The organism is Exiguobacterium sp. UBA1053 (genome assembly GCF_002316465.1).
Taxonomy (GTDB): domain Bacteria; phylum Bacillota; class Bacilli; order Exiguobacteriales; family Exiguobacteriaceae; genus Exiguobacterium_A; species Exiguobacterium_A abrahamii.
Window position 1 is genome coordinate 778,320 of sequence record NZ_DCDO01000013.1, and the last position, 14,500, is coordinate 792,819.

Genomic DNA, 14,500 nt, shown 5'->3' on the forward strand with positions numbered 1-14,500 from the left:
AAAAGCTAGTGCTCATTGCAGTTTAAATGTCTTCATCATCTGCGGGACGTCCTTGACGATAAAGTTCTCGATCGCTTTCTTGCCGACAGCGCCTTTGACGGCTTCCGTCGGTAAGACGTAGTAGTACGTTTTGCTACCTTTCGTCCCGAGATATGTACCATATCCGATTTCACGGTCGAACTGTTTTTTCGAGAGCTTCTTCGGCTCGTAGTTCAAATTGACGAGCAGCTGATCCGCGCCTTTGACTTTATAATACAACGCGAACGTACCGCTTCGCGTGACAACACCGTATTTCGATTTGACCGTCTTGTTCTTGACAAGTTCGACTTTATCTTGTTGGATCGCCTTTTTTAACGCGTCCGTCGTCTTGACTGTATAGCCTAACGATTCGTTCGCGACGACCCCTTTACTATATGTCACGTTGCTTGCAGCAAAGCCCGTCACCGGAGTCAGACATGCTCCGAGTAAGACTCCTGTCATTGCGATTCGTTTCATGCTGACTCCCCCTTAAAATGATCGATAGTTATGGATTCCCTTTTGTGAAATAGGTAAACTCTATTCTCGAAAAAGATTTGACGGAATTGTCTAAATTTCTTACGATAGGGATAACGAAACGAAATGGGGTTAAAGCGATGACTGAACAAGAACAATTAACGCAAGAACAGCTCGATAACTTGCTCAAGAATGCGTTTGCAATGCAGGTTCCGATCCTCGAGAAGTTCATGAAGGATACACACGATCGTTATGCACTCGCAACGACGTCGTTCAAGCGTGACATGGAAGCAATGAAAGAGACGGAATGGCATCAGTTCTTCGCTAGTAAACTGTTACCGCACTTCTTCCTCGAGCACCTCGGATTCGGGGCATCGTTCCGCTTCAACGGACATGATAAGGAAGTCGATCTTCCGGAAAACGTCGTGCCGGTCCGCAATGATGCCGATGAGCAAATCGACAAGGTCGTCCTTGGGGTTAAAAAGGCGATGCAAGATGAGCACATCAAGAACCACGATCTCGTTGCGAACTTCTATAAGGAAACACTCGAACTCGCTTGCCAGATGGGCAGCCGTGTCGGGATGAGCGATGAGTTCTATACCCTCGTTAAACCAAGTCTCGTTCATGCGAACGAAGGCAAATGATCTTTAACTTCTACCAGCATTAATAGGAGAATAGCTTCTGTGTGATACGGAAGCTATTCTCCTTTTTCGTGTGCCTATTCCAGAACGAAGTAGCTCATCCGCGACTCCTACAGGAAAAGAAAGTGCCAATAGCACTTTCGTCAGGGATTAGTAAGACCCGGCAGGTGGCACGGAGTGCAAGATGCCGCGGCTTACTCCCGCCTGTGGAAAGCAAGGATGACGGAATCGTTCGTCAGAATCCTCTATCATTCTACCCCATCAAAACCGAACGTAGAACACCGCTCCGCCACCACTCCGGTCTCGAACGCCATAGTCGAATTGATGACTATCAAGGATCATCCGACTGATCGCAAGACCGAGTCCATGTCCGGCACTGCCTTCTTGTTTGACGTAGACGTCCCAGATCGTCGCTCGGTCTTCTGCCTGAACTCCCGCTCCTTCATCTTCAACTGTCAATTCGTCATGCGTTAAGCGAACCGTGACCGTCCCGTCGACTGGTGAAGCAAAACGGGCGTTCATCAGGAAGTTGATCAAGACGCGTTCGAACATGCGCGGATCAAGTGACTGCCTAACCGGTTGGAGATCGGTCACCAGTGTCAGTCCTGATTGCGTGAAAGTCCCGCGGAGTCGTTCAACCGTCATCGACACGAGTTCGTCGAGTGCCACATCCGTTCTTTCAAGTGGCATCCGCCCACCAGCAAGCTTCGAATAAAGCAACGTCTCATCAATCAGATGACCGAGTCGATCCGTCTCCTCGATGATGCTCGTCGTCACGTCGGGCAGTTCAGCAACGGGAATGACACCTGCCGCAAGTGCTTCGGTCTCGTTTCGAATAATCGCGAGCGGCGTCCGCAAGTCATGGGTGATGCCGGCAATGAACGTCTTCTGTAGATGATCCTTTTGTTTCAGTTGCGTCTGCATCTCGTCGACCGCGTCAATCAACTCGCCGACTTCATCCTTCGGTCGCGCGGGCAGGACGACGTCCGTTTCGCCAGCACCAATCTTTTGAGCAACGGATCGAAGCGTGACGATCGGTCGTGTCAGGTGTCGTCCCATGTAGTAAGCGAGTAACGATGCGAGCAACAGCGTCACGAGTAACGCGAGTCCGATTGCGAGATAAACACCACTCAGTGCACTACTCGCCAGTGGTGCTTGTCGGACCGTCGTGATCCGCGTTGCGTCGACGGTCAACTGATACGTCAGCAACCGTTCGTCTTGCACTTCAATGACATCTTCCTTCTTGAGATTATCAAGAAGCGGCAACCGCCCCGCCGGTCCGCGTGCGCCAATCCGTTGCGTCAACCCGTCGGTCGTCAAAAATCCTTGGATATCACGCGGTATCGGCGTGTCGGCTTCAAGCGCTTGTTTAATGATGTTCGCTTCCCGGGCGAGTTGATCGTACCGTTCGCCTTCTGCGAATCGATTGACGAGAAACGCCGTCAAGACGAAACTAAGGACTCCCATCACGAGCAGCGGACCGACGACAGCGTATAAAAACTTCCGCATCAAAGGACGTCGTTTCATTAAATCGCCTCCAATCGATAGCCGACCCGGTGGACCGTCTTCAATTGTTGTTTAATGACGGGTAACTTATCCCGCAATTGTTTGACATGCGTGTCGACCGTCCGGGTATCGCCACCAAATGCATATCCCCAGACGTCGTCGAGAATCTGATCCCGACTGAGTGCTTCCCCGAGATGTTCAATAAAGTAAAGCAATAGTTCGAATTCCATCTTCGCGAGACTGACCGCCCGCTCACCTGTTTTGACTTGGCGTCCCTTCTCATCGATCGTCAAGTCACCGAACGCATGGCGAGCGACCGGACGGACTTTAAGTGCCCGTTCAAGCCGGATCGTCAACTCCTTCAGGACGACCGGTTTGACGAGATAATCATCGGCACCGAGTTCAAGTCCGAAGACGCGATCATCGGCCTCTCCGCGTGATGTCATCATGAAGACGACCGGTGGCTGAACTTGTGATTTGATACTTGGTACGAGTGACCAACCGTCACCGTCCGGTAAGCGGACGTCGATCAAAACGGCATCAAACGCTGTCGTCAGGCACTGTTTCGCCTCTGCTAACGAACCAGCAATCGTTACGTCATATGCATGATGACGGAGGAAGCGTGCCGTCACCTGCGCTAATTTTTGTTCATCTTCAATCAATAGTACGTTCATGGTCATCCCTCCACTCTTAGTGTAGCGCCTTTTTGTCCAGATTTGCCTTTCTTCGCAGTTTCTTTGCAACTTCCTCACAACTTCTCTTTCGTGACCCTCTACCATAAAAGGTGAAAGGAGTGATCATCCCATGACATTCAAAAAACAATGGATCACTGCATTGACAATTAGCGCATTAACGGTCGGAGGCGCATCAGCATACGCTGCGACGAACGACGACTCGAGCACGACAAAACAAGCGAAACCCGGGCACCACTTCGAAGGTATGAAAAAACACGACATGACGCTACTCTTGAAAAAATTGAACCTGACACAAGCTGAGGCAGATGCTGCCCGGGAGAAAGGACAATCGATCGCCGATCTTGCAAAAGCAAAAGGCATCTCGTTCGCTGATTACAAAAAAGCGGAACTCGCAGCAGCGAAGGAACAGCTCGCTAGTCTCGTTAAATCAGGCGACTTAACGCAAACGCAAGCAGACGACATGTTGAAGCGTCAAACGGAACGGTTCAGTGGCGTCAAGAGTTACGCTGAATTCAAAGACAAGATGCCGATGGGTCGCCACGGTGGACCAGGTTTCTTCAATGAATCATTGATCGCTGACGTCCTGAAGGCACTCGGACTGAGCCAGTCGAAGTTCGACGCAGCGAATCAATCGCTTGCTGCTTATGCGAAGGCACAGTCTATCAAGTTCGCCGACTATAAAAAAGCATTGCTTGCGGCGCAGACGAGCGAACTCAATCAACTCGTCAAAGACGGGAAAATGACGAAAAAACAAGCAACGGAAATCAAGTCTCGTCTGACCGAAGAATATAAGGACGCGAAGAGCTACGACGATCTTCCGGATCGCGGCGAACACGATAAGCGTGGTGACCATGGACCGGGTGGTGTCTTCGGTGATTCAACATCCGCAATTTTAAAAGCACTTGGACTCGATAAAGCGAAATTCGAAGCTGCAGAGCAATCATTACCTGAATTCGCGGAAGCGAACAAGATCGCTTATGCCGATTTCGAGAAAGCCGTCCTGACAGCACAAACTGCTGCGATTGATCAACAAGTCAAAGATGGCAAGCTAACAAAAAAACAAGCGAAGCAGATAAAGGAACACATCCAGTCACGAGCGGATGCGGTTTCAAGCTACGCTGATTTGAAAAAAGAACCAGAGCGCGATGGTCATGGTCGCGGACACGGACCTGGTCCGGATGGTGACATGCCGGGCGCACCGGATCAAGGACCGGATGCAGATCCGAATGCGAGTGCTACATCCGTCGATTTAGCGATTTAAAGATTAAACCGAGGCTCTTTCATCAGAGCTTCGGCTTTTTTTGTTCACGTTAGGACAATTGTCTTTTAATCATGAATTTCATATACTGGTTCACTTTTTTGAAAAATAAGTCTATTCCTTGAACGAATGTTGCAATTTCCATTTCCTACACCCGATACTAGTAGAGAGAACCTTAGTATCGTAAGGAGGTGACGTGGATGGCTTTTCATGAAGCGATGAATCGGATTCGTCAATCCGACACAGCCCCACTCTATATCGGTGGACTGGAAGTGTCCCGTCCGGAAACGGCGGAAGCCTTCTTTCAGCAACAGACAGATGCAATCTTTTTATTTGATGCCTCTGGCACGATCATCTATTTCAACGAACAATTGCCAGACATGCTCGGCTATTCCGCTGAGACGCTCTATGAGCACTTTGCCGTCTTCAATCCACCTGATCAAGTCGAAGCGGTGACATCCTTTTTCAATCGTGCGTTACATGGTGAGACCGTTCATTATACGGCACAAGGACTCCATGCCGATCAACACCGGGTTACGTTAAAAATTACGAACATGCCGATCGAACAAGACGAACACGTCATCGGCGTTTACGGGATCGCACGTGATATCACACGTGAGAAACAACTCGAAGAAGATGTCTCGTCCATTCGCTCTCAACTTGAACTGACGGAACAGATTCCTGAACTCGTCATCTTCCACTTTGATATCCACACACAAATGATCGAGTTCTCCCCCGCACTCCTCCATTTTTTAGGGTTGTCGGAAACCGATGCAACGACGCTAGATCAAGCACAATTATTCAGTCGGATTCATCCTCGCGACTTCGATCCGCTCCGGTTCGAGATGGAACGGCTGATTGCTGGTGAAAAAGGACGATTTGAAATGGAAGTCTCTTTTCTGACCGCTGACGGAACGTATCAGCTGTTACGCTTGAAAGCTTTTCACCGTCCCCATCATCCGGACCACCTGTCGATCGTTCTCTATGACTTATCGGAAGTCGACGAGGCACGCCGGCAACTCGTCACGGAACGGGCGCAGGCACGTGAAATCTATGAAGCCGTCAACGCCGCGATTTCACAAATTGACTTATTCTCGGGTCGGATCCTGTTTCATTCGCAAGGATTCCTCCATATCTTCGAAGAATTGCCAGAGAATTTAATCCTTAGTCGCGAGTGGTTGTACGAACGACTAGACGCGCGCGATCATGCAGCGATGAAACAGTTCATTAGACGGTTGGTCGACGGTCAGGCTGGCACGATCCAGTATCGTCTTCACTTCCCGGATGGTCGCGTCAAATGGATCGAGGACCAACAGATTCCGGTCTTCCAACTCGATGGCACGATTGCTTACACGAATAGCATCATGCATGACATCACGCTTCAAAAAGCCTATGAGGAACAATTACGGCAGCTTGCTTTGCGTGACGCCGTGACACATCTGCCGAACCGGCAAGCACTCATCGAAACGATTGACGCGTGGCAAGAGAAGAATCAATCGTTCTTCGTCCTCACCGTCTCCTTCAACCGGATCGCTGAGATTAACAACGCCTTTGGACACGGTTCCGGTGATCAGTGGCTACAAGGAACGGCAGCTTTATTACAACAAACAAAACCGGACGAGACGTTTCTTGGGCACCTTGGCGGCGATGAGTACGCCTTGCTCGTACCGACGAGCTATAAACAAGACGTGACGACATGTGCTGAGGCACTACTCGACTTATCGGAAACACCGATCTCGATCGAACCATATGCTTTGTTCGCGCGAATCTCGGTCGGGGTCAGCCGGTATCCGGAAGACAGTACGGACGCCGTCGAATTGTTAAAGCATTCCTATACCGCCTTACGACGATCGCGTCGTGAAAATCACAGTACGATACACCACTACGCATCGAATCTCGATATCGATTATTACCGGCGCTACCGGCTCGAGCAGGACTTACATTACGCGATCGAACGTGATCAACTGTTCCTCGAATATCAACCGAAAGTCGACAGCTGGACGGGAAAGATTGTCGGTTTAGAAGCGTTGATTCGCTGGCAACACCCGGAATGGGGACGGATTCCACCGAACGACTTCATTCCGCTTGCCGAAGAGAGTGCCTTACATGTCGCGATCGGGGACTGGGTCGTCGAGACGGCGTGTCGTTCGATGCAGCACTGGAAAGCAACAGGCGCAGAGCTCGTTCCGATTTCCGTCAACGTCTCACCGAAACGATTCTTGATCCCCGGCTTCGAACACCATATCGAGCGGATGCTGTCGACGTACGATCTTGCGCCTGAGTTACTCGAGCTTGAGATCACGGAAGCGGCTTTAATCATGGATGATCCGATGACGAGTCGGACGCTCGAATACGTCAGCCGGATCGGTGTTCGGATCGCACTCGACGACTTCGGGAAAGGCTATTCTTCAATGGTTTACCTGCAACGGTATCCAATCGACGTCATCAAGATCGATCGGCAGTTCGCGACCCATATCACGGATGACGCCAAAGCCCAAGCGATCGTCAAAAGCATTCTCTATATGGCAGGTGAGTTCAATCTGACCGTCGTCGCAGAGGGCATCGAGACGCTCCGTCAGCTCGATACGTTTCGGACGCTCAATTGTCCGAGTATCCAAGGCTATCTATTCAGTCGCCCGGTTCCAGCGGATGTCATGGTATCGTTCCTCCTGCGGGAGATTTTGTATCCAATCGAAGCCTGTTCCTTGTCGAGCGATACCATTCCCCGTTTTTCCGTCTCTGGGAAAGTTCGCATGCTGACACATCATGCCCAGTCGTTCGAACTGCCCTTCTCAGACATTGAAGCGCATCAAACGAGTACGCGGGCACTCTATTTTTCGTCGAAGACATTGTTACCGTTGTCGGACGCAACGTTTGAGATTCGCTTGAGTGAAGGAGTTCAACTCGTCTCCTGTACGGTGGCGATCACCGGACAACAACATCATCAATACATCGGTGAATATACGAATCCGATCGAAGCAGAACAGATCATGCGTTTCTTCCAGTCGTTACGTTATCGCCCTTGACCTCTCCACGAAGACGTTCACACACGTCTTCGTGCTTTTTTGTTATAGTAATCCTAAAGCGTTTTACTATAGAAGGGAGGAATGGCATGCAGTCACCACTACCTACGAAACATCATCGCCGCTCTACGAAAGGTCAGCTTTTTCGACGATTACTGATGCTGACGATCGGTGCCATCATCTTCGCACTTGGACTGAAAGGATTCCTTGTTCCAAATAACATCATCGATGGCGGGATTGTCGGAATCTCAATCATTGGCTCAAAAGTGACCGATACAACGCTCGCCTTATGGCTGTTCTTCTTGAACATTCCGTTCATCTTTTTTGGCTACAAACAAATCGGAAAGACGTTCGCCCTATCGACGTTATATGCAATCTTCGTCATGGCAATCGCAACGAAACTCCTCGAACACATCGGTCCATTGACGAGTGTTGATCTGCTCGCGACCGTTTTCGGTGGCTTAATTCTCGGAATCGGCGTCGGGATCGTCATCCGTTCGAGTGGATCACTCGACGGAACTGAGATTCTTGCTGTCTCTTTCAGCCGCTCGACACCGTTTTCAGTCGGTGAGATCGTCATGTTCTTCAACGTCTTCATTCTCGGTGCCGCTGGATTTGTTTTCGGTTGGGACCGAGCGATGTACTCATTGATCACCTATTTCGTCGCCTTCAAGACGATTGACGTCGTCATCGACGGACTCGATCAATCGAAGAGTGTCTGGATCATTTCAGAGAATTACGAAGAGATCGGTCTTGCGATCATGGACCGACTTGGACGCAGCATGACGTACTTAAACGGAGAAGGTGCCTTTACCGGTGACGGCAAAAAAGTCATTTTTTGTGTCATCAGCCGGCTCGAAGAATCTAAACTGAAGGATATCGTTCGTGACTTCGATGAACAAGCTTTTATTGCGATCGGCAACATCCATGATGTCCATGGCGGTCGCTTCAAGAAAAAAGATATCCATTAACCGAACGAAGGGAAGGAACGCGGGTGTGGAAAAAACATCGTAAGAAAATCATCGGCGGCGTGATCGTCATCGTGACGCTCGCTGTCATCGTTGTCATCGGGATTTCCGGTTATGTCGGATCATCGTTGACGCAACCGGAACGCGAAGCCTTGACGACGACACCCAAAAAAGCAGAAGGACTTGACTATGAAGATGTCACCTTCCGTTCTTATAAAGACCGGACACGTTTGTCTGGCTGGTGGATGCCAAGCGAAGATGCGAAGTTGACGATCGTTTTCGCTCACGGCTATGGCAAGAACCGGGAACAAGATGATGTTCCTGTCTTCTCGCTATTTAAGAAGTTTCACGATGCCGGATACAACGTCTTGACGTTCGATTTCCGAGGATCGGGTGAATCGGACGGGAAACGCGTTACGGTTGGTGCCAAGGAACAAGATGATCTACTGACAGCTGTTCGTTACGCGAAGTCACGTTCTTCAAAACCGGTCGTCCTCTATGGTATCTCGATGGGCGCAGCGACATCACTCGTAACGGCACCGAAAGCGGATGTCGTCGGTGTTATCGCCGACAGCCCGTTCAGCGATCTCGAGAATTATCTCGCAACGAACCTGCCCGTCTGGAGCGGGTTACCGAACTTCCCGTTCACACCGATCATCCTTGAAATCACGCCACCGTTGACAGGTCTTAATCCAGAACGAGTCAAACCGGTCGAAGCGGTCCGGCGCATCGAGTACCCGATTCTGTTGATTCACGGGAAGGATGATGATGCGATTCCCGTCACGGAAAGCATGAAGATCCAAAAAGCTGCACCGCGCTCCGAACTCTACGTGACGGAAAACGGCGGACACGTCCAGTCATACGCGCATGACCGGAAGGCGTATGAAGAGAAAGTCATGACGTACTTGTCAGATCTGCACTGATGAAAGGAGATTGACATGCAACAGTTATCGTTGTTCCTGACCTTTTTCGTCGCTCTGACAGTCATGACGATCGGACTGCTCGTATCCCGCCGTGCCGGCTATCGTTTACCGTACGGACGAACGATTGCCTTGATTTGGACCGGCTCTGCCCTAATCGGACTAGTCCTTTACTTATTACGTTAAACGAACAGCCGCCCGCTTCCTTGACGGAAACGAGCGGCTGTTGTTTGTGCTTATCGTTTTAGTACGGCAGCGCCGACAATCTTCAAGACTTCCGGACGACTGAGTTTTTCTTTCCCTTTTGCAAGGGCATCCAGCGTTCCATGTGCGAGTGCAAGTGGAATGTGACAGAATTCATAAATCGTCGTCTCCTTCGGAATGGACGCAAGGTAAGCATCGGCTTCTGCGAGATTCTCGCGCGCATAAGCAAACATCGTATCCGTCGTCCAACCAGGTGGGAAGTAACCGACACCACGCTCCGCATCCTCCTGTTGGTTACGCAGGATGTTGACGGCTTGTAAACCACGACCAAATCCGATCGCTTGCTGTTTATCAGTGACGATACCAGCCTTCCAGTACCAGATGTCGGATAACATGACACCGACGAGTCCAGCGACATAATACGTGTACTCGTCAAGATCCGCTTCCGTCTCGACCGTCCAGTCACGCTCTGCCCAAACCGCCATCCCTTCTGCCATCTCCGCCGTCGAATCGAGGACCTTCGGACGAATTGCGGCCGGACAATAGGCGATCCACTCCGGTAGACGGAGTGTCACTTCCGGTAGATGCGCCGTATAGGGCGCAATCAACTCAAGATAGGTCGTAGCGGAGAACGTCCCCCGCATCAATAACGCTGTCTCGCGAAGCAACATCGTCTTGACGTCCGTCGCCAAGTCCTCATGGTCTTCGATTTCATCGATGGCACGCATGCATAGATAAGCAGCACCGACCGCTTCCTGTAAGTCTTGCGATAGTCGACTAATCGGGATATAGAAGGTGCGACTCGTCGCTTTTAATACACGGTTCGCGTCTTTTTTCAGCTGCTTCGTCTCATTCATTCCTGACAACTCCCTCTTTGGCTCAAAAGGTTTCTTTTCTCTTCATTACTATACACGATTCAACGCGTTTCAGCATTTGTTTCATGATAAGAAAGACTCCCTTTGCAGCACATTCGGGCAAAGGGAGTCTTTTCGTCCTCGTTCGAAGCGCATCGTTCATTAAAAAGATACGTTCCGATGACATTCAAATGGAATCATTTTTCCTGTTGTTTCAAGAGTTGTCCAATCAATCCAGTACTACGGGACGCTTCCGTGTTCTCTTCTTGGATCGATAAGTAGACTTCCTTCCGGTGGATATCAACTTGTCGTGGCGCCTTGATACCAATCTTGATTTGATCACCCTCGATTGCAAGAATCGTCAGTTCGATGTCGTCACCGATTTGAATCGCTTCTCCCGTCTTTCGTTTGAGTACGAGCATCAGCGACCACCTACTTCCGTTAGACTACCGATCAGATGACGATTCGTGTATGTATCGTCTAGGATGATTTGTTTTGCGAGTCGTTGTTTCGTCTCCATGACGAAAGGTGCTCGTAAGTTCGTCGTTGACGTCGTGAACGGATCCCGTAATGTGACCGTCGTATAGACAGCGACTTGCGCCGTATCCTCGATTCCGAGTTGCTCTTTTGCTGCCTCCGGTAACTCGAAGACATATTCCGGATCAATCCAGAACGGGTTCGTCACGACGAAGGCACACTCCGGCTGATCAATCGATTGAAACGACCAGAACGGGACCCCTTCTCCGAACGGAAGCAAGATGAAGCGTTTTGCTTCCGGAAAACCTGGTAATTCGGACGCGAAGGTGATGATTTCCGTCTCGTCAATCGTAATGGTTCCAAAAAAATCCGTTTCGATCTGCATGTCGTTATCCTTCCCCATCGAATATGCCGCCAACCGGCCACATATTCAGTTGATTTTGTTCTTGTAGATAAATGTCGACCTGACCTTCTTTCACAGTCAGTTCCGGTCGATGCGTTTCAACATCGATTTTCGGACGATTCGCGGTATAACTTAGTCGCACCTCAGCCGGTGTATAGGTCGTCTTGACTCGATCAAGGCTCCGCGGAATGAATCCGAGGGCCGTTACTTCAGCAGGCGGTGTATCATTGGCTTTCGCAATCCGCGCGACAGTTCCCCCGCCCTGCTCGATCCGCATCAGTTGATCGCCTTCAGAGGCTCGTTTCGCGACAGCTTCTTGCCCTTTTTGTCGTCCATAAGTAGCATACTGCCGAACGGATTCGAGCGCAGGAACACGCCCCATCTCGATCCAGGCTTGCGTCGAATCGATCTCAAGACGCGCTGCGACGGTTTCAATCGATAGTTCCCCACGTGGTTGTTCGATCGACAGAGAGGCAGGTGTCTGCTTCTGCTCGATTTGCGGACGCGTGATGTTCATCCCGATTCGTGCTGCCGTCTGACGCATTTCAAGATGCGGAAGATTCATCTGCCTTCACCCCTTATCGTAGGAAATCGAGTAATGTCGGCTGAATGATTCGTGCCCCGGCGCTGAGTGCTGCGCGGTGTAACGTCTCGTATGACTTCAGCTCCATGATGACTTTTTCTGCCTCGATGTCTTCGTTATCCGACATGACCGTCTTCGCGATGATTTCTTGGTCCTCGAGCCGTGATGTGTTCAAATCCATCCGGTTGACCCGTGCTCCGAGATCTGCACGTGTCTCGACCGTTCCATTGACCATCTCATCGATATCTTTCAACATCCCGGATAAGGTAGCCCCGTTGTTATCAGCGTTCGTACCGAGTGCATCATAGACTTTTTTCAACGTTTGGAACGTTTCCGGTCCAAAGACGCTGAGTGGTGAAATGTTAACTTGGACTTCGATACCAGAAGAAACTTCATAATTGATGGATTCCGTCTCCTTACCTGTCGGATCCCCATCCGTGAAGACACCGTCAACAGGACCAGTTGTACTCGCTAAGTAATCACGCAATCCGTCCATCGAGACGAATGCCGTATCCGTCTTCGTTCCGTTGAAGATGCCTTTTTCATTGTATTTCGTATTCGCGAGCGTTCCGATGTGTTCAATCAATTGACCGACTTCGCTTTGGATCGCTTTACGTTGTGTTGCATCATACGTATCTGTCGCCGCTTGTGTCGTCAACTCACGAATCCGACTCATCGCTGATGTGACTTCATTAAGGGCAGAATCCGTCAAGTCCATCCAGCCCGTTGCTTCGCTGGCATTTTTCTTGAACTGTTCGACTTCTCGTACTTCCGTCCGGTAACGCACGCCTTGCATCGCAACGACTGGATCCTCAGACGGACGTTGAATCTTCTTCCCACTGATCAATTGTTCCTGAAGCGTGCTCAAGCGCTGATAGCTTGAGGATAAGTGCCCGATATTCGTTTTCGTCAACATCGTTTGTGTTACTCTCATCTATTCATCACCGTCCTACGAGTCCCATACCGTTGATGATTTTATCAAGCATCTCATCGACGGTCGTAATATTTCGTGCTGCTGCATTATAAGCGTGTTGATACTGAATCATCATCGTCATCTCTTCATCGATCGAGACGGCAGACATCGACATGCGGCGCTGATCCGCACTTTCCATCAAGACAGCAGCACTCTTACCAAGGCGTCCGACCTGATCGGTCGAGACCGCCATATCGCCGATGACGTTTTGATAGAACGAGCCGATCGTCGTCGTCGTTTTCGACTCCGTGAATTCGATGCTCGCTGTCTTCATCTTCGCCAGTTTCAATGCCCCTTGACTATCCCCGATGTTGCCGTCCGTCGACGTCGCGATGTTATCAAGACTCGCCTTGATGTCCGAACCGACGGAGATCGTTGCTGCCGTGATGTCACCGCTTGTTGATGCGAAGAAAGCGTTTGATCCCGCTGTACCATCTTTCTTCAAGTTCGTCGCATGCGCAGCGTTAAAAGCATTCGCGAATGTCTTTGCCATCTCATTGAGTTGACTTTCCATCTTGACGTATTCCCCGACGGCTTTTCCGTCTCGCTCTTGCCCGTACATCTCGATTAGTCCTGATAAACGTCCTGTTGAGAAGCCACCAAGCTGATCAAACGTATAGGTTTGTGTCTCAGACTTAAAGCCGGTGTACAGTCCCTGTTCGTTCGTCGTGAACGTCAGTGTGCCCGCTTTCGGTAAATCGGAGTCGACAGCAAGCAGCTTGTCCCCGTTCGGAAACTTGATGTTGACGTCAATGCGCCCTTCCGCATTACGCAACGCATTCCCCATTTGTCCTGTTTCGATCGCCTGAGCATCTACTGTCACTTTTTCGAAATCGACATATTGAGCAAGCTCATCGAAGTAACGATCTCGCTCATCGTAGAGTGCGTTTGGTAAAGCACCAAGCGGCTCGACAACGTGGATTTCCGTATTGATGTTATGGATTTTTTGTAAGAGGTCGTTGACTTTTTTCGTCGAGACCTCAATTTCACTTTTTAAGTCTGTTTTGACTTGATTGATCGCTTTTGCCATGTAATTGAAGGTCTGCGTGAGAGTCTCCGCCTTTTGTCGGACGACACTGCGTGCACCTGAATCTTGCGGATTCGTCGACAAGGTCTGGAGTGATTCCCAGAATCCATCGAATGCTTTTGCAAGACCGGTGTCAGACGGTTCGTTGATGATATCTTCCATCCGCCCGAATGCCGCTTGTTTCGTACCGTAATAAGAGACCTTCGTCACTTCATCCCGGTACTGTTTATCGAGCATGACGTCTCGAATTCGCTCGAGCATTTCTCCGCGGACCCCAGTTCCGACTTGTCCATTTCGTCCAGATCCAAGTGAAATCGAAAGTTGTTCCGTCGTTCCCATGACGAGACGCTGACGAGAGAATCCTTCCGTTCCGGCGTTCGCAATGTTATTTCCAGTCGATTGCAGAGCCCACTGGTTCGTCGTTAATGCCCGACGTCCTGTCTCAAGCCCCATGAAAGTCGATCCCATCCGTATTC

15 protein-coding genes are annotated in these 14,500 nt (G+C 50.2%); 6 read left to right on the top strand and 9 right to left on the bottom strand.

Annotated features, from left to right (window positions below; genetic code table 11):
- Positions 1 to 12 precede the first annotated feature (12 nt).
- Entirely contained in the window at positions 13 to 495 is a 483-nt protein-coding gene (locus B3G15_RS11690) for a hypothetical protein (RefSeq protein ID WP_290721149.1), read from the bottom strand.
- A gap of 137 nt (positions 496 to 632) precedes the next feature.
- On the opposite strand from B3G15_RS11690, the gene B3G15_RS11695 reads away from it, so the two are divergent.
- Complete coding sequence (locus tag B3G15_RS11695; RefSeq protein ID WP_290721152.1) at positions 633 to 1,136, top strand: hypothetical protein; 504 nt, start codon at positions 633 to 635, stop codon at positions 1,134 to 1,136.
- A 258-nt stretch (positions 1,137 to 1,394) separates the two neighbouring features.
- Here the strand turns inward: B3G15_RS11695 and B3G15_RS11700 are convergent, their stop codons facing one another.
- Positions 1,395 to 2,660: a HAMP domain-containing sensor histidine kinase gene (locus tag B3G15_RS11700; protein WP_290721154.1), complete on the bottom strand. Its 1,266-nt coding sequence runs from the start codon at positions 2,658 to 2,660 to the stop codon at positions 1,395 to 1,397.
- Entirely contained in the window at positions 2,660 to 3,313 is a 654-nt protein-coding gene (locus tag B3G15_RS11705) for a response regulator transcription factor (RefSeq protein WP_290721157.1), read from the bottom strand. Before B3G15_RS11705 ends, B3G15_RS11700 begins: the two co-directional genes overlap by 1 nt.
- A gap of 130 nt (positions 3,314 to 3,443) precedes the next feature.
- Between B3G15_RS11705 and B3G15_RS11710 the strand changes: the two genes are divergently transcribed.
- From B3G15_RS11710 to B3G15_RS11730, 5 genes are all read left to right on the top strand, one after another.
- Positions 3,444 to 4,595 (top strand): hypothetical protein, encoded by a 1,152-nt coding sequence (locus tag B3G15_RS11710; protein ID WP_290721159.1) that lies wholly within the window; start codon positions 3,444 to 3,446, stop codon positions 4,593 to 4,595.
- Between the two features lie 197 nt (positions 4,596 to 4,792).
- Positions 4,793 to 7,618, top strand: a complete 2,826-nt coding sequence (locus B3G15_RS11715; RefSeq protein WP_290721161.1) for a sensor domain-containing protein — start codon at positions 4,793 to 4,795, stop codon at positions 7,616 to 7,618.
- 86 nt (positions 7,619 to 7,704) lie between these two features.
- Complete coding sequence (locus B3G15_RS11720) at positions 7,705 to 8,586, top strand: YitT family protein (RefSeq protein WP_035410093.1); 882 nt, start codon at positions 7,705 to 7,707, stop codon at positions 8,584 to 8,586.
- A 23-nt stretch (positions 8,587 to 8,609) separates the two neighbouring features.
- The gene (locus tag B3G15_RS11725; RefSeq protein WP_290721165.1) at positions 8,610 to 9,506 is read left to right on the top strand and encodes an alpha/beta hydrolase; all 897 of its coding nucleotides are present in this window, start codon (positions 8,610 to 8,612) and stop codon (positions 9,504 to 9,506) included.
- Positions 9,507 to 9,521: 15 nt separating this feature from the next.
- Positions 9,522 to 9,689: a hypothetical protein gene (locus tag B3G15_RS11730; RefSeq protein WP_290721168.1), complete on the top strand. Its 168-nt coding sequence runs from the start codon at positions 9,522 to 9,524 to the stop codon at positions 9,687 to 9,689.
- Positions 9,690 to 9,739: 50 nt separating this feature from the next.
- Here B3G15_RS11730 and B3G15_RS11735 read toward each other — a convergent pair whose 3' ends face one another.
- The 6 genes from B3G15_RS11735 to flgK form a co-directional block, all read right to left on the bottom strand.
- On the bottom strand, positions 9,740 to 10,564 hold the full coding sequence (locus B3G15_RS11735; protein ID WP_029342526.1) for a squalene/phytoene synthase family protein: 825 nt from the start codon (positions 10,562 to 10,564) through the stop codon (positions 9,740 to 9,742).
- A gap of 194 nt (positions 10,565 to 10,758) precedes the next feature.
- Positions 10,759 to 10,983: a carbon storage regulator CsrA gene (gene csrA / locus B3G15_RS11740; RefSeq protein WP_029342527.1), complete on the bottom strand. Its 225-nt coding sequence runs from the start codon at positions 10,981 to 10,983 to the stop codon at positions 10,759 to 10,761.
- A complete protein-coding gene (fliW, locus tag B3G15_RS11745; protein ID WP_029342528.1) occupies positions 10,983 to 11,423 on the bottom strand; it encodes a flagellar assembly protein FliW in 441 nt (146 codons plus the stop codon). The genes csrA and fliW overlap by 1 nt, the downstream gene beginning before the upstream one ends.
- 4 nt (positions 11,424 to 11,427) lie before the next feature.
- Entirely contained in the window at positions 11,428 to 12,006 is a 579-nt protein-coding gene (locus B3G15_RS11750; protein WP_290721174.1) for a DUF6470 family protein, read from the bottom strand.
- Between the two features lie 13 nt (positions 12,007 to 12,019).
- Positions 12,020 to 12,958, bottom strand: coding sequence for a flagellar hook-associated protein FlgL (flgL, locus tag B3G15_RS11755; RefSeq protein ID WP_029342530.1), 939 nt, complete (start codon positions 12,956 to 12,958; stop codon positions 12,020 to 12,022).
- Between the two features lie 7 nt (positions 12,959 to 12,965).
- Complete coding sequence (gene flgK / locus B3G15_RS11760) at positions 12,966 to 14,492, bottom strand: flagellar hook-associated protein FlgK (RefSeq protein WP_029342531.1); 1,527 nt, start codon at positions 14,490 to 14,492, stop codon at positions 12,966 to 12,968.
- Positions 14,493 to 14,500: the final 8 nt, after the last annotated feature.